This is a genomic window from Butyricicoccus pullicaecorum (assembly GCF_002160355.1).
In the GTDB taxonomy this organism is placed as follows: domain Bacteria; phylum Bacillota; class Clostridia; order Oscillospirales; family Butyricicoccaceae; genus Butyricicoccus; species Butyricicoccus pullicaecorum.
This window is the reverse complement of the sequence record NZ_NFKK01000001.1, coordinates 201,789-222,074: the sequence shown is the minus strand read 5'-3', so window position 1 is coordinate 222,074 and position 20,286 is coordinate 201,789. Positions and strand designations below refer to the sequence as shown.

The 20,286-nt window shown below is 54.7% G+C and carries 17 protein-coding genes and 1 tRNA gene; 2 read left to right on the top strand and 16 right to left on the bottom strand.

Annotated elements, in window-relative coordinates:
- Window positions 1–26: 26 nt before the first annotated feature.
- The 5 genes from B5F17_RS01055 to B5F17_RS01035 all read right to left on the bottom strand — a co-directional run bounded on the left by B5F17_RS01055 (window position 27) and on the right by B5F17_RS01035 (window position 8,206).
- Entirely contained in the window at window positions 27–3,080 is a 3,054-nt protein-coding gene (locus tag B5F17_RS01055) for a M56 family metallopeptidase (RefSeq protein WP_087369945.1), read from the bottom strand.
- Window positions 3,077–3,460, bottom strand: a complete 384-nt coding sequence (locus B5F17_RS01050) for a BlaI/MecI/CopY family transcriptional regulator (protein WP_016148189.1) — start codon at window positions 3,458–3,460, stop codon at window positions 3,077–3,079. Before B5F17_RS01050 ends, B5F17_RS01055 begins: the two co-directional genes overlap by 4 nt.
- Before the next feature lie 160 nt (window positions 3,461–3,620).
- Window positions 3,621–5,024, bottom strand: a complete 1,404-nt coding sequence (locus B5F17_RS01045; RefSeq protein WP_242968684.1) for a glycoside hydrolase family 32 protein — start codon at window positions 5,022–5,024, stop codon at window positions 3,621–3,623.
- Between the two features lie 17 nt (window positions 5,025–5,041).
- Window positions 5,042–6,961 carry a PTS sucrose transporter subunit IIABC gene (locus B5F17_RS01040; protein WP_087369943.1) on the bottom strand — a complete coding sequence of 640 codons (1,920 nt, stop codon included), beginning with the start codon at window positions 6,959–6,961 and terminating at the stop codon, window positions 5,042–5,044.
- A 258-nt stretch (window positions 6,962–7,219) separates the two neighbouring features.
- A complete protein-coding gene (locus tag B5F17_RS01035; protein ID WP_087369941.1) occupies window positions 7,220–8,206 on the bottom strand; it encodes a LacI family DNA-binding transcriptional regulator in 987 nt (328 codons plus the stop codon).
- A gap of 226 nt (window positions 8,207–8,432) precedes the next feature.
- On the opposite strand from B5F17_RS01035, the gene B5F17_RS01030 reads away from it, so the two are divergent.
- Window positions 8,433–9,740 (top strand): DUF1015 domain-containing protein, encoded by a 1,308-nt coding sequence (locus B5F17_RS01030; protein ID WP_087369939.1) that lies wholly within the window; start codon window positions 8,433–8,435, stop codon window positions 9,738–9,740.
- Window positions 9,741–10,165: 425 nt separating this feature from the next.
- Here the strand turns inward: B5F17_RS01030 and B5F17_RS01025 are convergent, their stop codons facing one another.
- The 10 genes from B5F17_RS01025 to B5F17_RS00980 all read right to left on the bottom strand — a co-directional run bounded on the left by B5F17_RS01025 (window position 10,166) and on the right by B5F17_RS00980 (window position 16,575).
- Entirely contained in the window at window positions 10,166–10,936 is a 771-nt protein-coding gene (locus B5F17_RS01025; protein WP_087369937.1) for a PIG-L deacetylase family protein, read from the bottom strand.
- A 141-nt stretch (window positions 10,937–11,077) separates the two neighbouring features.
- Window positions 11,078–11,151: transfer RNA gene (locus B5F17_RS01020), tRNA-Gln, on the bottom strand.
- Window positions 11,152–11,231: 80 nt separating this feature from the next.
- Window positions 11,232–11,669, bottom strand: a complete 438-nt coding sequence (locus tag B5F17_RS01015) for a hypothetical protein (RefSeq protein WP_087369935.1) — start codon at window positions 11,667–11,669, stop codon at window positions 11,232–11,234.
- 50 nt (window positions 11,670–11,719) lie between these two features.
- The gene (locus B5F17_RS01010) at window positions 11,720–12,781 is read right to left on the bottom strand and encodes a type IV pilus twitching motility protein PilT (RefSeq protein WP_087369933.1); all 1,062 of its coding nucleotides are present in this window, start codon (window positions 12,779–12,781) and stop codon (window positions 11,720–11,722) included.
- A 19-nt stretch (window positions 12,782–12,800) separates the two neighbouring features.
- Window positions 12,801–13,220: a hypothetical protein gene (locus B5F17_RS01005; protein WP_016148197.1), complete on the bottom strand. Its 420-nt coding sequence runs from the start codon at window positions 13,218–13,220 to the stop codon at window positions 12,801–12,803.
- On the bottom strand, window positions 13,217–13,633 hold the full coding sequence (locus B5F17_RS01000) for a type IV pilus modification PilV family protein (RefSeq protein WP_143287644.1): 417 nt from the start codon (window positions 13,631–13,633) through the stop codon (window positions 13,217–13,219). The genes B5F17_RS01005 and B5F17_RS01000 overlap by 4 nt, the downstream gene beginning before the upstream one ends.
- The gene (locus tag B5F17_RS00995; RefSeq protein ID WP_087369929.1) at window positions 13,620–14,105 is read right to left on the bottom strand and encodes a DUF4860 domain-containing protein; all 486 of its coding nucleotides are present in this window, start codon (window positions 14,103–14,105) and stop codon (window positions 13,620–13,622) included. The genes B5F17_RS01000 and B5F17_RS00995 overlap by 14 nt, the downstream gene beginning before the upstream one ends.
- Window positions 14,102–14,422, bottom strand: a complete 321-nt coding sequence (locus tag B5F17_RS00990; RefSeq protein ID WP_016148200.1) for a hypothetical protein — start codon at window positions 14,420–14,422, stop codon at window positions 14,102–14,104. Before B5F17_RS00990 ends, B5F17_RS00995 begins: the two co-directional genes overlap by 4 nt.
- A gap of 15 nt (window positions 14,423–14,437) precedes the next feature.
- Window positions 14,438–15,487, bottom strand: coding sequence for a type II secretion system F family protein (locus B5F17_RS00985; protein WP_016148201.1), 1,050 nt, complete (start codon window positions 15,485–15,487; stop codon window positions 14,438–14,440).
- A 95-nt stretch (window positions 15,488–15,582) separates the two neighbouring features.
- A complete protein-coding gene (locus tag B5F17_RS00980; protein ID WP_242968683.1) occupies window positions 15,583–16,575 on the bottom strand; it encodes a transglutaminase family protein in 993 nt (330 codons plus the stop codon).
- Between the two features lie 571 nt (window positions 16,576–17,146).
- Here B5F17_RS00980 and B5F17_RS00975 point away from each other — a divergent pair.
- Window positions 17,147–19,342 carry a bifunctional diguanylate cyclase/phosphodiesterase gene (locus B5F17_RS00975; protein WP_162608039.1) on the top strand — a complete coding sequence of 732 codons (2,196 nt, stop codon included), beginning with the start codon at window positions 17,147–17,149 and terminating at the stop codon, window positions 19,340–19,342.
- Between the two features lie 39 nt (window positions 19,343–19,381).
- Here B5F17_RS00975 and B5F17_RS00970 read toward each other — a convergent pair whose 3' ends face one another.
- Entirely contained in the window at window positions 19,382–20,242 is an 861-nt protein-coding gene (locus B5F17_RS00970; RefSeq protein WP_016148204.1) for a YitT family protein, read from the bottom strand.
- Between the last annotated feature and the right edge of the window lie 44 nt (window positions 20,243–20,286).

Genomic DNA, 20,286 nt, shown 5'->3' with positions numbered 1-20,286 from the left:
GGCGGTTTTTCTTGCTTATCATCGGTTTACGTCGTATGATCGGGCATTCCTTCCCAGATGCGTCCAACACTCCATAACTTCAGCCCACCTTCATCGGTAAACTGATGCATGGTAATATAGACCTCTCCGCCATCCGGGAACGTCACCTTGAGATCTTGGTCAACTCCCTGACCAACCACAATCTGCTCACCAACGCGCGTCACCGGATACGTTTCCTCATCATAGAACATACAAATCGCCGCACGCAGCGCGTCTTCCGGTGTCTGGAATTTATCCGAGCGTTCCCGCATGTATTCCATGTCCGGGTTCACCATCAGCCCGGACACATCATCCGGATACAGCTGCAAAAACTGCTCTCGCGTCAAGCTGTCATCCCACGTCGCCTGCAATGCATCGCATCCGGTCACAACCGGGATGCCATCCTGCTCGCCCACGGTCAAACGCTCGGCATAACGGTACTGCTCCCCACCAGCTTCCAACTGATACACTACGGTCACACTGTCCTCGGTCAGGTCTCGCAGCATCCAGTCGGTCACATCCGGGCTGGAACCCCAGCCAATCTTCCAGAAAATGCGCAGATGATTGCCAAGCTGCTCCTGATCCTGTACAAACTGCTGCTGTAATGCCGTGCTCATAAACGGATAGCGGAACAGTGCATTTTCACGCAGATAGCCTTCCGCCCACTGATTTGCCGCCTGAATGACCGGCACAAACTGCGTCAGGTGTTCCTGCGGCTCGTTGTTTTCCGGCTCGACCACACCAGTCAAACGATAGCTGTCCGAACCTTCAACCGGATTATACTGCGGCTCATACTGGAAATAGATCATCGTGCCGTCGGCAAATTCATAAATAACCGCATCATCGCCCACATTGTACCGTCCGCCGGCAACCGGGAAATTCATATAGACAAGCGCTTCGGGCGAAGCAGCAGACACAGGCCGCTCAGGCATGCCGAGCCCAATGACATCATCTGCCGTCCAGCAAATCATATCCGGGTCATCCAGAACCATGGCCTGATCGATCGTGCAGTCGGCAATGCGCAAGCTGTCATCCTGCCAGCCAAAATTCAGCGTCTGCACCTGCGTGATGCCGCTGAACCAGGTTCGAGTTGTCTTTCCGCTTGCTGGCTCTGCCGGTTTACCATGCACGCGAACGGTCACTGTGCCAGTCTCGGCATCGACCGTATATTCAGCCTTGTCCGCAGTCATACCCATCGGCAGATTATTCAGCTCCATCAGCTTTTGCGCATCACTGTCCGCATACCAGCTGATATACTCTTCAAACATGGCCATCATGTCTTTGCCAAGCAAGGTCTTGGCCTGCTCTGCCGAGAGACCATCCACCTGTGCATTACACCAGCGCTGTGCCAATGCCTCCATCTGCTTCTGCGTCTCGGCATCGACCGGCTTTGCATCCTTCTGCACGGCCGTCCAGCGGTCAAACTTCCAGCCGTCTCCTTCTGGTCTGGTCAAAATGGAAATCTCCTGTCCATTGAAGAAGGTATAGTGGAACGTGGTCTCTCCCTGCTTTTCCAGTCGTCCACCGGTCAGTCCCAGCAGGGTTTCGATCTGTCCCGCTGCATCGTCCAGCATGGCCGGGCCGGTTTCGGGCAGACCCAGATCGCCATAGAGCATCTGGAAGGTGTCCAGATCGCGCACGCTGCACACGTCGGTCGGCTGCATGGTGCATGCCGCATCCACACTGTCCACATCCACTTTCAGCACGCCATCCTCCCGGATGAACTGCATCCACTGTACGGTATGCTGGTCAGGTACGGCCAGCGAGCTATGCAGTGCCTGCGACCAGTTTTTGACCACATACGCGCCTGCCCGCTCGGCATCGGGATAAACCGCATACGCCGTCACGTGCGGGTTGGCCTCAAGCAGTATCTTCTGCATTTCCTCCTGTGTGCGAGACGCAGAAACCTCCTTGGGCAAAACCGTAGTCAGCGTCTGTACATCTCCGTCCACAATCGCCTGTAAATAGGTCTCGGCTGTTGTGCGGATCTCCTGTTCGAGGGCCGCATTTTCCGTTCCCTTAGGCGTGACGGCAAAGCATCCGCCGACCAGTGTGAGTGCAAATGCAGCTGTCAGAATGAGCGCCACGCCGCGGCGCTTTTTATTGGGGCTAAATAACGCCTGCAAACGGGTTTTCATGGCTTTTCCTCCTCCCGTCAGTCTGGTTGTGAGCATGGTGCCGCCATACATCCGGCGAGCGACATCATTTAAGATACACTGTCCGTACTGTCTCTTTGCATCGGTGTCCAGTCCGTGCACGACCGACTGGTCACACGCGATCTCGAGATCCTGTGCGCCCTGCCACGTGAGCAGATGCACAACCGGATTGAACCAGTGCACGCACCGTGCAAGCAGAAAGACCATCTTGCACAGCACATCCTTATGCTTTGCGTGTGTAAGTTCATGCCGTAAGATGAGCGGCGCATCGGCAAGCGGAATACCGCCCTTGGGCAGGAGCAAAACCGGATGCACGAGTCCCACCAACATCGGCCCATCGGCCTCCGGTGTCTGCCGCAGCGGAATGCGCTGCCGCAGTCCCAGCCGTTCGCGCTCGCTCTCATAAATGCGCAGCAGTTCCGGGTCGCGCACATCACGCGCCGTGCAGCGCACGCGACGCACAAACCGCCGATAAGACAGCATAGAGCCTGCCAAAAATGCAGCTGCTCCAACCGCCCACACAAGCGCCAGAATTTCGTCAAACGCAATGGATTTCTGCGCCTCAGCGGTCACGATCGTCCCGGCAGGCATCCAATGCCGCTCGACGATCGGCTGCGGCTCTGCGATAACCGATTCGTTTTCCGTCCCGCTCGTCTCCGGGACGCTCTCACCCGTCTGCATCGTCTGCACCTCGACCAAGGTCGTCCGTGGTGTGACCTGAACGGGTGCGTCGGGAAAGCTATTCTGTACCGGAACAAGCAGCCGGACGGCAAAGATCACCCACAACGCACAGACCACTCTTGCCGGATACCGTCGGCGCAGAACAGCGCACAGGAGCAGGATGGGCAGCAATACCACCGAGGTGGTCAGGCTGACCTGAATGAGATTCCAAAAGATGGTCGTCATCTCTCATCCCTCCCCTGTTCGTCCAGAAAATCACGCAGTTCGTCGAGGTCTTCCCGGGTCAGCGCACCGGTGTGGGACAGCGACGCAACCAGATCACGCACCGAGCCCCGATAAAACCTGCGCAGCAGACTGACACTCTCGCGCTCTCCATAGTCATCCTGACTAACAAGCGGCGTGTAGACATTCATTTTCCCCTGCTTGTCACACTGTAAAAACCCTTTTTCACACAGTCTGGACAAAAAAGTCAGCACCGATGTTGTCTTCCACCGGTCAGCTAGGCGTTCGGTCACCCAGGCAGACGGCACCGGGCGCTCGGGTGCGCTCCAGACCTCCTGCATCACGGCCAGTTCGGCATCGGGCAGGCGTTTGGTCTCTCGCATATCTTCACCTCCTACATTTGTAGAACTTCTTAGGTTGGCTTTATTCTACATCCGTAGAATATGAAAGTCAAGCGCCTGCGGATGACAATACGGATACAAGAAAACCCGCAGGCGACCAAACTCGCTTGCGGGCTTTCCAGGGGAAATATTAAAGATAGGATTATGCCTGTTTCATGTCCCAGAGCTTGGCATCACCTGTGCCGCTCGTCCAGCGTACCCCCCAGGACGTGGGATAGCACCGGGTGGACATGCAGGTCGCGCCGCCGTCAACGAACACCTCAACCGACGAGGTATCGGCCAAAATGCGCAGGCTCATGGGAGCCGCACAGTGTGCAACGCGCGTGGTACGGCCTGCGCCGCCCTGCGGCACGGACAGGGTCAGTACCCCATCCTGCCAGTGCAGGCGTACGCTGTCGTGGATGGTCAGGTCAAACGGCTGGCCTGCGGTCTGATACTGCAGGTCAAAGGTCTTGACCGACTCGCTCACACCCGGTGTGACGGATAACTGCCGCAGCGTGCCGTGCAGTGCATTCAGCTCCGGAACCGGATTGCGCAGAATCTTGCCATCCTTTGCCGTCAGGACACAGGGTACGGTCATGCAGTGCTGCCAACCGTACGCCGTGGTGGGATTGGTATACTCTGCATCGGGCATACCCATCCAACCAAACTGAATGCGGCGGGTGCCGTCCAGGAAGGACTGGGGCGCGTAGAAGTCAAAGCCCTTGTCCAGCGCCTGGAACTCACCCAGTGTACAATCTCCGCGGAAATCCACATACAGCGGGAAATAACCGCAGGCGTAAACATTCTGGAAGCGGTCGTCAGTCTGTGCAACGCCCTGCGGCGATACGCACAGGAACCACTGACCATCGATCTCAAACAGATCGGGACACTCCCACATATAGCCGAAAATCTCAGGCGTGGTGATGGTGTTGCAGTGCGTCCAATGAATCTTATCCTCGGACTGGAAAATCAGCACTTCACCGCGATCTTCCAGCGTACGCGCACCCTGCACCATATAATACTTGCCGTCCATCTTCCATACCTTGGGATCGCGGACATGGCAGGTCAGACCGGCCGGATAGTCCTTGTTTTCCATCAGGCACTGCTTGGATGCCATAGTCTCGCCATCCTCAGAGATCGCCAGACAGGTATTGTGTCCGCGGCCGGTACGGATGTAATCATGGTCACCCTCGTGTTTGACGTTGCCGGTGTAATACAGGTACATCTTGCCGTCCTCGATGTAAGCCGAACCCGAGTAGACACCGTGGATATCATAGGGCTGATCGGGACAGAGCAGGATGGGCAGGTACTCCCAATGCACCAGATCACGGCTCTTGCAATGACCCCAGTGCTTGACACCGCCCGTGCAATCGAACGGGCCGTACTGGAAGAAGACATGGTAGTCTTCTCCGTACTTGCACAGGCCGTTCGGATCGTTGAGCCAGCCGGTCGGCGGCTGAATGTGGAAGGTCAGTCTGTGCGGGTCCTGGGCGGCCTTGGGGCCGTCCTCCCGCTCGACGCGTGCCGCCATACGCAGCAGGTCGCGCTGTAATGCATTGCTCATGTAAAAACTCTCCTTGTTCAGCGGCGCAGCGTCAGCAGCTGATCGCCCACCTGAACCGTACCAAAGTGACGATCAACCGAAGCAAAGTCCTCGCCGTTGGTGACGATGATTGCGGTGATGGTCTTGTATCCGGCAGCGCGGATGCCGTCCATGTCGAACGTCAGCAGGGTATCGCCTGCCTTGACGCGCTGGCCTTCGGTGACCGAGCCGGTGAAGCACTTGCCGCCCAGTTCTACCGTGTCTACACCGACATGGATGAGCAGCTCTGCGCCGTTATCGCAGGACAGGCCAACTGCGTGACCCATCTGTGCGCTGATAGTTGCGTCGCAGGGTGCGACAACCTTGCCGACCGTGGGCTCGATAGCGATGCCGGGGCCGAGCACTTCCTGTGCGAAGGTCTCGTCGCCGGTTTCGGTGAGCGATACTGCATTGCCGGTCAGCGGTGCAGTGATGGTCAGATCGTTTGCAATTCCCGCTGCCTTGGGTGCAGCTTCCACTGCCGGGGTGGATTCAGACGACTGCTGCGGTGCAGCCGGTGCGGTCTGGGGCTGGATCTGCTCGGGCTTGAGGCCGAACAGCCAGGACAGAACGAAGGCAACCGCTGCTGCAATCAGCATTGCGATGATGTACTGTACCGGACGGTGCAGGTGCAGCAGGATACCGAAGATACCGGTAACGCCGGTGCCGGTTGCGCCCAGACCAACGATCGAGGCGTACAGTGCACCGCATGCACCACCGATCGAACCGGCGATGAAGGGACGCAGGAAGCGCAGGTTGACACCGAAGATTGCAGGCTCGGTGATGCCCATGAATGCGGACAGAGAAGCCGGAAGCGCCATAGACTTGAGCTTCTTGTCACGGGTGCGCAGCGCAACTGCCAGAGCAGCTGCACCCTGTGCAACGTTTGCTGCCGATGCCAACGGCAGCCAGTAGGTCAGACCGTAGGTGCCGAGCTGACCAAGGTCGATGATGGTGTACATGTGGTGGATACCCGAAACGACCGTTGTCGCATACAGGCCGCCCATGACAAACGAGCCGAGGCCGAACGGAATGGCGATCAGCCACTGGATACCATTGATGATATGGGTCTCGATGGTGGTAAAGACCGGGCCAATCGCTGCCAGAGTCAGATAACCGGTGACGAAAACCGAGACCAGAGGCGTGACGAACAGGTCGAACATCGGCGGTACAACCTTGTGCAGACGCTTCTCGATGAAGCACATCAGCCATACCGCAATCATAACCGGGATAACGTGACCCTGATAGCCGACCAGCGGAATTTCATACAATCCACCGAATACCGGCTGCATGGTCTGAACGCCGTCTGTTGCGACCGTCCATGCGTTCTGCAGGTTGGGGTGAATCATAATCATACCGATAACCGCACCGAGGAAGGGGTTACCGCCGAATACCTTGGCTGCCGAATATGCAATCAGGATGGGCAGGAAGGTGTACGCCGTGTTGGCAAACAGCGTTGCAAACACATAGATCGAACTGCCGGTATCAATGTGTGCAAAACCGTTGTTGTTCATAAAGTTCAGGGCATCCATGATACCCATGAGGAAGCCCGAAGCAACGATTGCCGGGATGATGGGAACGAAGATATCGCCCAGGGTCTTGATGAACCGCTGGAACCAGTTGCCCTTCTGTGCTGCGGCAGCCTTGACGTCTTCCTTGCTGCCTGCCGTGATGCCGCCCTCCTTGACGAAAGCGTCAAACACCTTGTTTACAATGCCTGTGCCGAAGATGATCTGTAACTGACCCTGTGCCTCAAAGACGCCCTTGACGCCTTCACCGTTCTCCAAAGCCTGTTTGTTGACCTTCTTGTTGTCCGCAATGACCAACCGCAACCGGGTGGCACAGTGCGCCGCTGAGACTACATTTTCTTTGCCGCCAATTGCCGCAAGTACGTCCTTGGCTGCCTTCTGGTAATCCATCGTGACACTCCTTTCAAGTTTTCAAATTTCTTTCACCCTGTAATGTGGAATCGATTCCACATCCTATGCAATTATAATAGCACTCCTACTCCCTTCTGTAAATGGGACATATCTTCCAAACTTTACCCGGTCACTTTGCGCACTTTGACGGCTTCACGGGCAAATCGCGCAATTTAGCACACATCTATTTGTGAAAAATGCAAAAAAGACGGCTGCATCCCATTTTACAGGAATGCAGCCGATATTTCTTTTGTTGTTTTAGTGACCGGTGCTCTCTCTGCGCACGATTTCGTATCCAAGCTTGATCTGCTGGTGCATATCCACGCCATCACGGATGATCTCCAACAGGATTCTCGCCGCTTCTTCACCGCTCTTTTCATAAAAATAGTGTGCAGTTGTCAATTTTGGACGAACCAGTCCGGAAATTCGTGCATGACCGACACCTACGACCTTAACCTCGTCCGGCATCTTGATTCCCGCCTCATGCAGAGCTTCCATCGCGCCGATCGCTATGGAATCGGTTGCGCAAAAAATACCGTCAAATGCAGTCCCATTCTGCAAGAGATTCCGGCACGCCTCGGTGCCGCTCTCGACCGAGAAGTCACAGGTCTGCATCAGTGCGTCGTCCGCCGGTATCTCTGCCTCTGCAAGGGCTTCCAGAAAACCGTGCCGACGTGCCAGACCGGCCGCCTTATCGCGCGTTGTGACACCAAAATAGGCAATCTTGCGACATCCCGCTTCAATGAGTTCGGTGGTCAACGCGTGCGCTGCGCCCTGATCGTCGTGATACACACAGGAAGCGTCCGACAGGCACTGTCCCTCAACCACGACAGGCACCTGACATTCTCGAATGGCTTTGCGGTGTGCTGGCGTGAGCATGGTCGCAACCAGCAAAATACCGTCCACACGTCCTTTGCGGAATACTTCCAGATATTCCAGTTCTTTTTCTGCGTGGTTGTCGGTGTTGGCCAGCAAAAGCTGGAACCGGCTGTCACCCAGCACACGCGAAATACCGCGCACGATGCGTCCGATCGACTCGGAGTTGATACGCGGCAGAATGACACCAATCAGACCGCTCTGTCCGGTACGCAGCATCTGTGCCTGTCTGGACGGCACATAACCGGTCTCCTCGATCACGCAACGAATGGCTTCCCGCTTTTCTGCGCTCACATATCCGTCGTTGAGATAGCGCGACACAGCGGTCTTGGAAACGCCCGCACGGGCAGCGATTTCCGCAATCGTCATGCTTTCCCCTCCTTTTTTCCTCTCCATTCTCTCTTACTTCGACATTATTTTTATTTTAACATGCCCAGCCGCCGCCGTCAAACCAGCCCTTCCCCACCAGAACTTTTCCCGCTTTCCATTGCTTTTATCGCGCTGTCCTGTTAAAATGGAGGTAACAATTTCCGGTTTTCTTTCGAGGAGACCGGGCGGCGTGCGCCGCCAATTCCCATACTGGAGGTTTTTTCTTATGTATACACCCATCCGGCTGCCAAAATTGCTGATGCCGCGCGAAGGAATCGACCTGTCCAAGTGGGCGGTTATCGCGTGTGACCAATACACATCCCAGCCCGATTACTGGAACAATGCCGACGCGATTGTCGGTGATGCGCCCTCCACCCTGCGCCTGACGCTGCCCGAAGTCTATCTCGAACAGCCCGACGTCAAGGAGCGCACGGCAAAGATTCAGGATGCCATGCTGCGCTATCAGCAGGACGGCACGCTGACCGAGTACGAACCGGGTATGATGCTGGTCGAGCGCACCACCAAGTCGGGCACGCGCCGCGGCGTTGTCCTGTCCTTCGATCTGGAGGCGTACGACTATCAGGCTGGTTCCCAGTCGCTCATCCGTCCGACCGAAAAGACGGTCGTCGAGCGCATTCCGCCTCGTCTGGCTGTCCGTGAGGGTGCATCGCTCGAACTGCCCCACATCATGCTGCTGATCGACGATCCCGACCGCAAGGTCATTGAGCCGCTGTTTGCCGACAAGGACGCATTCCGCAAGGCATACGACACCGACCTTATGCTGGACGGCGGCCACCTGTCCGGCTGGTTCGTGCCCGAAGGCAAGGAGACCGCCGCACTGATCGAGCGTCTGAACGGTCTGGCCGATCCCGAGACCTTCAACAAGAAGTATGGCCTGACCGGCGAACACGCTGTTCTGCCCTACGCTGTCGGCGACGGCAACCACTCGATGGCAACCGCAAAGGCAAACTGGGAGCGCATCAAGCAGGGTCTGTCCGAGGAAGAGCGTCAGGATCATCCCGCACGCTTTGTACTGGCTGAGGTCGTCAACATCCACGACGACAGCCTGGAAATCGAGGGCATCCACCGCGTCCTGTTCCACATCCACCCGCGTGAGGTCTTCCAGGCTGCGGACGATTTCTTCCGTCTGCACGGCGGCATGGCTTACTGCGGCGATCCCAAGAGCGCACCGAGCACGAACGTCCAGTCCTTCCCGTGCATGTTCCACGGTGAGCAGGTCACCCTGTGCATCGTTGACTCGCCCTGGGCTCTGCCGGTCGCAACCCTGCAAAACTTCCTGGATGATTTCCTGGAGAAGAACCCCAAGTCGCATATCGATTACATCCACGGCGCAGACGTTGTTCGTGAACTGTCTCAGGATGCGCGCAATATGGGCTTCCTGCTGCCTGACCCGGCTAAGGAAGACCTGTTCCGTGGTGTCATTCTGGATGGCGTCCTGCCGCGTAAGACCTTCTCCATGGGCGAAGCACAGGAGAAGCGTTATTACATGGAGGCACGCAAGATTGTAAAGTAAACCACCGCACCCCTAATTGAAGTTTCGATCAAACCTTTTCAAAGGTTTGCGGAGTCTTGAGGCAGAGCCTCAAGTCGCCATCCGCAGATGGCGAAACTCTCCTCTTGATTTTCGCAAAGCGAAAATCAACCAAAAGAGAAAATAAAAGCGCGTCCTGCAGCCCGTAGGCCACTATCCTCATTCTCACGCCGTGCGTGAGTAAAAGGAGTGTGACGCGCAATCTGTGGAAAGACCGTCCTTTCGGACGGTCTTTCCCTTTTGTTTGTTTTGGTTGAAACCCGGGCCGGATGCCGGGTTTCAAAAGGGGATTTCGTGTCCTGCGGGACACGACTCAGGGCGCTGCCCTGAGAACCTGCAGCCTTTCGAGAAAGGCTGGCGAAAGCTTTATTTCGCCTGCGGGCGGGATCAGACGACCGCAAGACGCTTCATTTCTTTTCCCGATAAAAAACCTGTTCCTTCTTGATAAACGCGGTCATATACTCTGCATCTCTCCACTGGGACTGGAACGATTCCAAGGTTTCCAGAAAATCCTTCTGATCTTCCACCGGAACGCTCACGCGGCTCTCCCACTGGCTTTCATCCAAATTCAGCGGTTTTTCAAACACATCGCCGGTACGATTGGGCCAGCGCTCGTCATCGCCGCCATGCACATGATAGCGGTAAATAGTCGGCGTATAGTCTGCCATCTGATCAATCGCCGCACGGACAAACAGCGGTGCCGCTGCATGATCGCCGTGTACATCATCCTCATTCGTGACATAGATCGTACCTGGTCGGATATCCTCAAGCACACCACGCACGTCTGCAAGCACAGCCAGACGGGTATACGCCGCATGTGCACCCCAATGCGCAAGGTGATATTCCTTTCCACCGTCCGGGTGATAGGTATGTGCGCCGACATGCGACGGAACCAGCGTCTGATCGCCTTCCTGCCACAGTCTCCACAGGAAACTGACCTCACGCGGCATACCGGTATCTGCATAGCCCAGTGCGATCATGTGGTCTTCGGGTACACCCAGATGGGTCAGCGCCTTGCGGCTCTCGTGCCAGCGCGTTTTCGCCACTTCCGCACCCTCATAGTCACCATTGGTCAGAAAAACGACATAGGTATGCTCGGGCTGCTGACGAATGATCTCATACGCACCCAAAATCTCATCGTCCTGATGCGGTGCAAAAATTACAATATCCTGCTGCATATTTTGCAACACCTCTCTTGCCTTATTGTACCGCCATTATACCCGCGCCGGGTGCATGTGCGCAAGTCAATTTTTGTTTCCTGCAATCCACTTAAGCAAGGAAAAGAAAAAGACCGCTGAACGAATCAGCGGTCTTTTCAGTGGCAGCCGGACAAGGATTCGAACCCAGACAAACAGAGTCAGAGTCTGTCGTGCTACCATTACACAATCCGGCTATCAAGCGCCGCTCTCTCAAGCGGCGTATTTTATTATAAATGCACTCGTTCAAAAAGTCAAGCCTTTTTTGAAAAATTTTTTAAGACTCTTCTTCCTGCGAATCGTACTGTCCAAGCACGCTGTCCATAAGCTGTACCAGTTCCAGAACACTGCGGAACGGCGTGACCGCGCGGTCATCCATCCACTGGATGTTGCCCTGCCAGCTGGCATTCTGTCGGAACAGGACACTCAGACGAAAGCTTGCAATCGGCTTGTCTGCGTTCACGCTCTTGTGCGCAGTCGTCACACGATGCGCGGTTCCCGCCTTAAAGCTGCGCATACTGGTCGCACGCGGCGGAAATACCATGGAGTCGAGCAGCTCTTCCACCAGAAAAATCATCTGGGTCAGGTTGGAAAAATAGCGTCTGCCCTTAAAAAATGCGTTTTCCAGATAGCCTTCCAAGTTCTTGCCCTCATAGGACAGGATATGGATGATGCTGGTTTTCATCTCATAAGGCACAAATTGTTCGGTCGTCATATCTGTTCTTCTCTCCTGTCTATCTGCTGGGTTGTGCGCGCTCTATTTATTTACCGTCCCATACGCCGTGCGAGCTGCTCGGGTGTCATTGCGCAGCGCAGAGCGGTCTCCGCCGTAATGCGTCCGGCCTTGTACAGCCGTAAAATGGACTCGTCCATCGAAATCATGCCCTCAGCCGCCGAGGTCTGAATGACCTGATCGATCTGGTGGATACGGCTGTCGCGAATCATGCTGCGAATCGCGTTATTGAGATGCATGATCTCGAATGCCGGTGCCTGACCGCCGCCAATCGTGGGCAGAAGCTGCTGCGAAATAACCGTGCGCAGCACCATTGCCAGCTGTACGCGGATCTGCTGCTGCTGGTTGGGCGGGAATACGTCGATGATACGGTCCATCGTATTGACCGCACCCACGGTATGCAGCGTAGAAATAACCAAGTGTCCCGTTTCCGCTGCGGTCATAGCAATGCGGATGGTATCCAGATCTCGCATCTCACCGAGCATAATGACATCCGGTGCCTGACGTAGACTGGCACGCAGAGCGGTCACATAACTGTCAGTATCGGTCGCAAGCTCGCGCTGGCTGACGATACTCTTGACGTCGCGATGCAGATACTCGATCGGGTCTTCGATCGTGATGATATGTGCGCTGCGCGTGCGGTTGATGGCATCGGTAATACAAGCCATCGTGGTCGACTTACCGCCGCCCGCCGGACCAGTAACCAGTACAAGACCGCGCGTCATCGTGGCGATCTTCATGACCTCATCCGGAATTTCCATCTGTTCACGATCGGGCACCGAAAAGCTGACCGTTCGAATGACTGCCGCGAGCGAACCGCGCTGACGATACGCGCTGACACGGAATCTCGCCAGATTCTTGACCGAAATCGAAAAATCATCGTCACCCGTCTGCAAGAAGTGTTCCATCGACCGTCCTGCCAGCGTATACAACGCCGAAACCAGCTCATTTGCACGCTCCGGCATGACCTTTTCCTCATTTTCCGGTACAATCTCACCGTCGATCTTGAACGACACCGGCATACCGGAAACGATAAACACATCGGACGCTTTTTTATCCATCGCGCGTCCGAGATATTCCAAGATCAGTTCCATAAACAGTCTCCTCCTTACACTACGCTGCGCCGCCGTCCCAGACGGCAATCGACTGATCGGCCTGCCAGTCTCCGCTGTATGTCAGCTCCCATTTAAGAATATCATAGCTTTGATTTTGAAGCAAGAGGATGACCGAAAGGGTCTGATTTTCGCCCGCTGGGACGAAAAAAATTGCCTGCTGACCTTCTGCGTCGTTCGTATATGCAATCGCAATTCCATCGATTTCCTGCGCTCTGCTTCCCTGTCCGAGCTGCGCGGCAATCGCAGTCGCCTGCGCGTCGGCTGCATAGTAATCGGCTGTGTGCTGCGCAGTCGCCTGTGCCAGTTTGGACTCACCCACTGCAGTCGACAGCGTGAGCACCGAAAAGACCGTCAAACACAAGACCGCAAAGATCATTACCAGCGACACCGCGCCGCTGACCGTTCCGCCCCGCCTCATGGCTGCACCTCCGCTGCCAGCTGCAAGGCAAACAAGGTCTCATCGCTGCCCGTTTGCTGCACAGACAAATCTGCTTTGCGGTAACCTTCGGCAGGCTGCTGCGTAATGGTCATCTGGTATTCTCCCTCCGCCTGTACCGGCTGCCAGTCGCTGTCAAACCAGAGCACCAGCGCACCGTCTTCCGTGCAGGTGCCGTCCAAGTCCTGCGCCAGTCGCTCCAAATCTCCCTGTACCGTCTTGTATCGCTCGGCCGTGTTCTGCGACACGGTCACGGCCTGTCCCAGCGCCGCGCTGTCACGCGATACGCGATCAGCCTGCACGAACAATCCCACACAAATCGCCGCACACAGCGCGAAAACACCGACGGCGATCACAAGTTCAATCACCAAAAGCCCCGATCTACTGCTGCGCACGGTCATCCACCTCACTTCTCAGATTGATATACGCCTGCTGTGTCCGACCGCTCGCATCGGTATACACAAGTTCCAGCCCACCGTCTGCCGCCTGCGCGGTCAGCTGCCGGGCTTCCACGATGGGTGTGCCCTCAGCGGGCGAAAAATCATTCAGATTGCTGCAAAACAGTTCCATGAGCTGACCGTCATAGACGTAAAGCGCGGTCACATAGCGCTCACCGTCATATTCCTGTGCCAGCACAACGGCATCTACACCACCGAACTTCTGCACAGATACGCCATCTGCATGGTCATTCGCATGAATCTTTGCCGTAATGTAAGACACGCCCACGCGCTGCGCTGCACTGTCCTCGACGCGCTGCTGCACGCCGCGGTAAACTCTGGCACCCATCACCAGCGTCAAAAGCATGGTCATGGCAAACAGACAGGTCAAAATGAGCGCAGCAATCATGCTGCCGCCGCCCCGCTTCATGGCTGACCTCCAATCTGGATCACCGTGATGTCCGGCATGATGTTGGACGCGAACACCTCATAAAACACCGCATAGTTCTCTTCATCGACCATCGCGCCATAGTGTTCCTTGAGGTATTCGTAGCTCTCGGGGTATGCACCTTCGACCGCGTAACAGCTCACCGCCGCACGGCGTACAGCCTGCTCTGCCAGCAGTCGGCCTTCCTCACCCGAGGATGCAGCCGTCTGGCGCACGCCCTGCACCATCCAGACCGCTGCGGCGACAAAGACGCACACGCCAATCACACCGGACAGCCAACCTCTCTTTTTGGGTCTCATGCTGCGTCTCCTCCCTTAACCGATGGTGGACATGACGCTCATGAGCGGCAGCATGACCGACAGCAAGATCACACCGGCAAGCAGCGCGGTCAAAATAACAATGGTCGGCTCGATCGCACCGATGTAGCCATCGATCCGACGCAGGGTATCTTCCTGCATACGCTCTGCGACCTGTTCCAGCGTCTCAGCCATCGAACCGGTGCGCTCGGACAGCGCAAGCAGACGGCCATCACGTGCGGAAAACAGACCGCTCTCGGACAATGCCTGTGCAGTGCTGCCGCCGTCGGCGATCTTCTGGACGCACAGCGCGGTCTTTTCATCGATCTGCTTGGCACCACCGCACAGCTTTCCAGCCAGTTCGGCCGCCTCGTCCATCATCAGGCCACTCGCTGCCGCCATCGCCATCGCAGACGCGAAACGTGCTGCCGCAATCTGGCCAAATACACCGCGTCCACCCAGATGGAAGCGCACAAAGCCGGTCACACGCGCCCGCAGTACCGGTACGAGCAGCACGATCAGTGCCAGCACAACTACAACGCCCAGCACAATCGCGATACCCAGTCCCGCACCGCTCAACACCTGTCCGATGTGCATCAGACGGGCTGCCATCGGCGACATCTGTACGCCAATCTGTGCAAAGACGCGGCTGAATACCGGCAGAACCTGCGTAATCAGCAGAAAGACAACCGCCAGCATGACACAGAACAGGGCAATCGGTACCGCAAACGCACGACGGACATCATCGATCATACGATCCTGTCTGGTATAGTGCGCGGAAAGCGCGGGCAGTACGTCCTGCAGCCGTCCGGTCTGCTCGGCCAGCGCGACCATATCGGTCATGTAGTCGGGAAAGGCTTCGGTCTGCCGCATGGCCTGCGCGAGCGGCATGCCTTCCTCTGCATGCGCACACAGCGGTGCAAGCCACGCCTTGGTGCGTCGATCGGTCTCATCCTCCAACAGCATGTTCAGTCCGTCGGCAATCGGCAGACCGGACTGCACCAGCTGATACAGTTCCTGACAGAAAATCGCCAGTTCTGCCGCCGGAATCTTGCTCTGTTTGCTCAAAATACAACTCCCCTTATATCAAAGATATTTGTGTATCATCCCAAGCGCGCACAGGCGGGCACAGTTCCAACCGTACCCGCCCAATGCATCCTATTTTAATATAAGTATTTCGCCTGATAGTTAGCGCCGTTGCCAATGTACTTCATAATTGCCTGACTGGAATTGTTGCTGGACGCGAACGTCGGGTCCATGAGCTTCCACTCCTGTCCGTCAAAGTAGATGGCTGCATCAATCCAGCCCTCTTCCTCGGAATATACATTGATCCACGCGTGATAGACCGAACCGGTATAGCCAACAACCAGCTTGGTCGGAACCTCCTGACTGCGCAGCATGGCCGACATCAGCGCTGCATAGTCAAAGCAAATGCCCTTCTTCTTTGCCAGTACTTGATCGATGTCGGGCAGGTAACCACTCTGCACCTTAGCAGCCAGCAGACGGTCATAACTGATGTTCTGTACGACATAATCATAAATGGTCTTCACCTTTTCCAGGTTATCGGTCATGCCTGCGGTCAGTTCAGCCGCCAGGGCCACCGCCTGGCTGTCTTCGGTGTAGTTTACGTACTGATTGGGACGCAGGAAGGGTGCAAACTCATCCTTGAGCGTCACCTCAAAGGAGGTCGAAAGCTCCTTGCTGTACTTGGTGTCCTGAATGTTCTTAAACACCTCGACCGTGTACTTGCCATTGCCGTCGGACAGTGGGAAGGTCTCATAGGTGTCGTTGCCAGTCAGATTGTACGTGTACGTCGTACCGCTCGGGCCAGTGACGCGCACCTTGAGCTTCTTGTCCGTATTTCCAAACTTAACCATGATGTATCCATCGGTCTTATTGGACATATCCACAGTTGCCGAGCCCGACTTCTTGACACTGCTGCCCGAGGCAACCGGTGTCAAAACTGTGCTCACAGCCGGCGATCCGCTCAGCGGAACACTGTCATCAATCAGGCCGCCCAGATCAACGGTCTCGCCCTCTTCCGCCTGCTGTACCTGTTCGCTCTGCGCCGTGCTCTGATCATCCTGCGCCGTGCCGCACGCAGTCAAGGTTCCTGCCGCCAACAGCAGCGCCGCAATCATTCTCTTCATCTTCATTGTGCCTTCTATCCTTTCCAATGCAAAATTTCTGTAAAATAAAGGTTATATTTTTTGTGTCACTAAATTCATTTTTATAAATCATAACACCTTTTTATATTTTTGTAAAGATTTTCTGTTTGTACCTTTATCACAGATTTTTTCCATTGTTCCCCTGTATTTCTATTATTTTATCACCACATTCTTATGAATTCAAGCAAATCCGCATAATCACGCAATATTTCAGCTTTTGTTACACATAAATATGCTATATTCTGCTTTCGCGCTCATACCTATCCTGCAAATAATGATATGGCATCGAACATTGTATATACTTTGAAACAATCATTTGCAATTTTGCAATATTGATAACCTCTTTCTCTCCATTGGGCTTAAATCCACACTCAATCGGCACATCACGCACTTTGACAACATGCACAGAATATGGCATAATAATACTATATTTGGTTATGCCAACCGCATATTACTGACAATTCCTGACTTGTCAGTTTAGCTGAGAAAGAGCGTATAAGAAATGACAAATAAGAATCAACTACAATCCATAAAAGATCCTCAACGAAAAATCCGAAATATGACCCTTATAGTAGCCTGTACCATAGGGTTCTTCGTGGTCACCGCAGTTGTTCTGCTCACACTGCTCAATCACGTCATGCTTCAGCAGACGCGGCAATATCTCGGAGAGATTTCCAACCAGTGCCGGACGGCGATTGAAAAGCAAATCGAAGGCGATTTGCTGACCATTCAAGGCGTCTCGGCGTTTTTTGATGATACGCTGGATGAACAGAGTATCATCGAGCGTCTGGAAACTGAAAACAACCGCAATTCCTTCATTCGTATGAGCTATATCGATCGAGACTATCGGGCAACCGTGGTTGATATCGACGGTTCGGTCTATACCGATGTCGATATGTCCGATCAGCCAGTCATCGAAGCAGCCATGAACGGTACGTTGGGACTGTCCGACATTATGCACGATCGTCTGGCCGACAAAGATATCGTTCTGTACGCGACTCCGGTCTATCAGGACGATGAGATTGTCGGTGTTATGGGAGCCACTCGCTCGGTGGACTCTTTTTCCACCATTATCCAGCAGCCGCTGTTCGGCACGCATGGACTTAATCTAGTCATTCGCCAGAACGGTGAAGCCATTCTGGCACTCGATGAGATCTTGCAGGAACAAGGCAACTTCCTGGAAATGATCAACTTCGACAGCCAGACCCGTAAAAAACTCGAGCAGGCCATTGCCACGCAGAGCGCCTACACGTTCTCGTTTGAGGATTCCGGACGGCAATACTGGGGAACCATCAACACGCTTGGCTATAACGACTGGTATTTGGTGAGCGTGGTTCCTGCCTACTACATCAATCAGGGCTATCAGCAGATGATGTTTGTGTTCATCGTGACCATTCTGCTGCTGATCGTAGTGTTCTCGTTCCTTCTGCTCTACACCAATCACATCCGCCATGTCAGCACCCAACGCATCGAGCACCTGGCATATTACGATGACATCACCGGCGCGTATAACACCCATAAATTTATGGAACTCGCTGCCGCACGTCTGAGTGAAGATAAAAACTATGCGCTGGTCCTGCTCGACCTGCACGGATTTAAGTTTATCAACGCCTCCTTCGGCTTTTCGGTCGGTGACCGTCTGCTGTGCGGTGTATCCGATATTCTCTCTCGTGCGCTCGGTGCAGATGAAATTTACTATCACCGTTTTGCCGATCAGTTTGGCTTCCTTCTGCACACACAGGATGAATCGGTCATCCGCAAGCGTGTCACCGCAATCATGGATGCAATCAGCGCCTTCGAGCTGGTTCCGGGCGACAGCCACCCCATTCACTGCTATTGCGGTATCAAGGTCAATCAGCACGATTCCAAGGAACTGAACATCGGCCTGATGCAGGACCGTGCCGCAGCTGCACTGGCACAGGTCAAGAACCTGCACGGCAACCACCTTGCTTTCTACGATCACACCCTGCTTGAGCGTGCTCAGCATAAAAACCATATCGAACAGCACATGCACGCTGCGCTGCGCAATCGCGAATTTATCGCTTACCTGCAGCCCAAATACGACCTGCACGCCGAACAGATCGTCAGTGCTGAAGCACTGGTGCGCTGGCAAAGACCGGATGGTTCGCTGGTACCGCCTGGAGACTTCATCCCGATCTTCGAGCAAAACGGCTTCATCACCCAGCTTGATCTGTATATCTTCGAAGAGGTATGCCGTACCCAGCGCCGCTGGCTGGACGAGGGACTTCCCATCGTTCCGATCTCGGTCAATCAGTCCCGTCTGCTGTTTTATCAGAAAAACTATCTGGAGACCGTTCACGGACTGGTATCCAAGTATGACCTTGACCCCAAGTATATCATCATCGAGGTCACCGAGAGCCTTGCAACCAACAAGGCAGAAGAAATCGCATCGGTCATTTCCGGACTGCATACGCTGGGCTTCTCGGTATCTATGGACGACTTTGGTTCGGGTTACTCTTCGCTCAATGTCCTGCGTAAACTGTCCATTGACGAACTCAAACTGGATCGTGATTTTCTGTCCTCGACCGAACTGGAAGCCCGAAGCCGCATCATTCTGCGCAATATTCTGGAACTGGCACGCGAGCTGCACATCACTACCGTATGTGAGGGTGTCGAAACTCGCATCCAAGCCGATCAGCTCCGAGATATGGGTTGTGACATTGCCCAGGGCTACTTCTTCTCCCGCCCAATCGACATCGAATCCTTTACCAAGCTGGCATTCGGCACCGAATAAGCACAAAAAAAGCTCCGCTGCACGCGGAGCTTTTGCTTTTTATTTCTTCTGTTCCAAAAATCCTTCACCGTAAACCTCACTGGTCTCGGTAATCATAACAAAGGCATTCTCGTCCACCTCATGTGCGGCAGACCGTACTTTAAACGCCTGGGATTTATTGCACGCGCACAGCAAAACCTGTCGCTCGGAACCCGTATAGGTACCGATGGCGCGAATCAGCGTAGAACCCCGGTCAATCGCATTGGCAATCTTATCAGCAACCTCCTGTCCGTGATCGCTAATGATGATAATAAGCTTACCAGCACCGACACCGTACATGATCTTGTCAATCACGATCGAAGTCACGCCGGTGGCTACGATACCATACAGCACCGAATCAATGTTGCCAAATACCGGCCAACCCATCAAAATAATGATGAGGTCAATAATCATGGTAACCGCACCGAGCGACATGTGCGGCCGCAGAACCTTGACCGACATGGTGAGAAAGTCAGTGCCGCCGGATGACGAACCGCGCATATACAGCACGGCCAGACCGGCTCCGAGGAAAATACCCGAATATAGAGCAGCCAGCAGCGGACTACCGGTATACGGAGGCGAAACCGCAGGCAGTAAAAAGTCCACGAACAGTGTGCATACAATCATAGAACGCAGGCTTTTAAACAAAAACCGTTTTCCAAGCAGTCGGAAGCTGAGCAAAATAACCGGAATGTTGAATACCAGCGTCATAATACCGATGGGAAGTCCCCACAGATGATGGGTAATCAGCGCCAGACCGGATAATCCACCCGGTGCAAAATTAGCCGTCTTCGCAAAGGTATAGATACCCAGCGCGTAAAACAGGCCGCCGGCTATATCGGCCAGCACATCCCACATCAACTCTTTTGTCTGCTTTTTCAACAGCAACCACCTCCTGTGTCACAGACATATCCTATCGCAAGTCA

What these genes read in the sequence shown, in the direction of transcription:
- B5F17_RS01055 (WP_087369945.1), bottom strand. Translation starts at nt 3,080, where the DNA reads ATGACGACCATCTTTTGGAATCTCATTCAGGTCAGCCTGACCACCTCG.
- B5F17_RS01050 (WP_016148189.1), bottom strand. Translation starts at nt 3,460, where the DNA reads ATGCGAGAGACCAAACGCCTGCCCGATGCCGAACTGGCCGTGATGCAG.
- B5F17_RS01045 (WP_242968684.1), bottom strand. Translation starts at nt 5,024, where the DNA reads ATGAGCAATGCATTACAGCGCGACCTGCTGCGTATGGCGGCACGCGTC.
- B5F17_RS01040 (WP_087369943.1), bottom strand. Translation starts at nt 6,961, where the DNA reads ATGGATTACCAGAAGGCAGCCAAGGACGTACTTGCGGCAATTGGCGGC.
- B5F17_RS01035 (WP_087369941.1), bottom strand. Translation starts at nt 8,206, where the DNA reads ATGACGATTGCGGAAATCGCTGCCCGTGCGGGCGTTTCCAAGACCGCT.
- B5F17_RS01030 (WP_087369939.1), top strand. Translation starts at nt 8,433, where the DNA reads ATGTATACACCCATCCGGCTGCCAAAATTGCTGATGCCGCGCGAAGGA.
- B5F17_RS01025 (WP_087369937.1), bottom strand. Translation starts at nt 10,936, where the DNA reads ATGCAGCAGGATATTGTAATTTTTGCACCGCATCAGGACGATGAGATT.
- B5F17_RS01015 (WP_087369935.1), bottom strand. Translation starts at nt 11,669, where the DNA reads ATGACGACCGAACAATTTGTGCCTTATGAGATGAAAACCAGCATCATC.
- B5F17_RS01010 (WP_087369933.1), bottom strand. Translation starts at nt 12,781, where the DNA reads ATGGAACTGATCTTGGAATATCTCGGACGCGCGATGGATAAAAAAGCG.
- B5F17_RS01005 (WP_016148197.1), bottom strand. Translation starts at nt 13,220, where the DNA reads ATGAGGCGGGGCGGAACGGTCAGCGGCGCGGTGTCGCTGGTAATGATC.
- B5F17_RS00995 (WP_087369929.1), bottom strand. Translation starts at nt 14,105, where the DNA reads ATGAAGCGGGGCGGCGGCAGCATGATTGCTGCGCTCATTTTGACCTGT.
- B5F17_RS00990 (WP_016148200.1), bottom strand. Translation starts at nt 14,422, where the DNA reads ATGAGACCCAAAAAGAGAGGTTGGCTGTCCGGTGTGATTGGCGTGTGC.
- B5F17_RS00980 (WP_242968683.1), bottom strand. Translation starts at nt 16,575, where the DNA reads ATGAAGATGAAGAGAATGATTGCGGCGCTGCTGTTGGCGGCAGGAACC.
- B5F17_RS00975 (WP_162608039.1), top strand. Translation starts at nt 17,147, where the DNA reads ATGACCCTTATAGTAGCCTGTACCATAGGGTTCTTCGTGGTCACCGCA.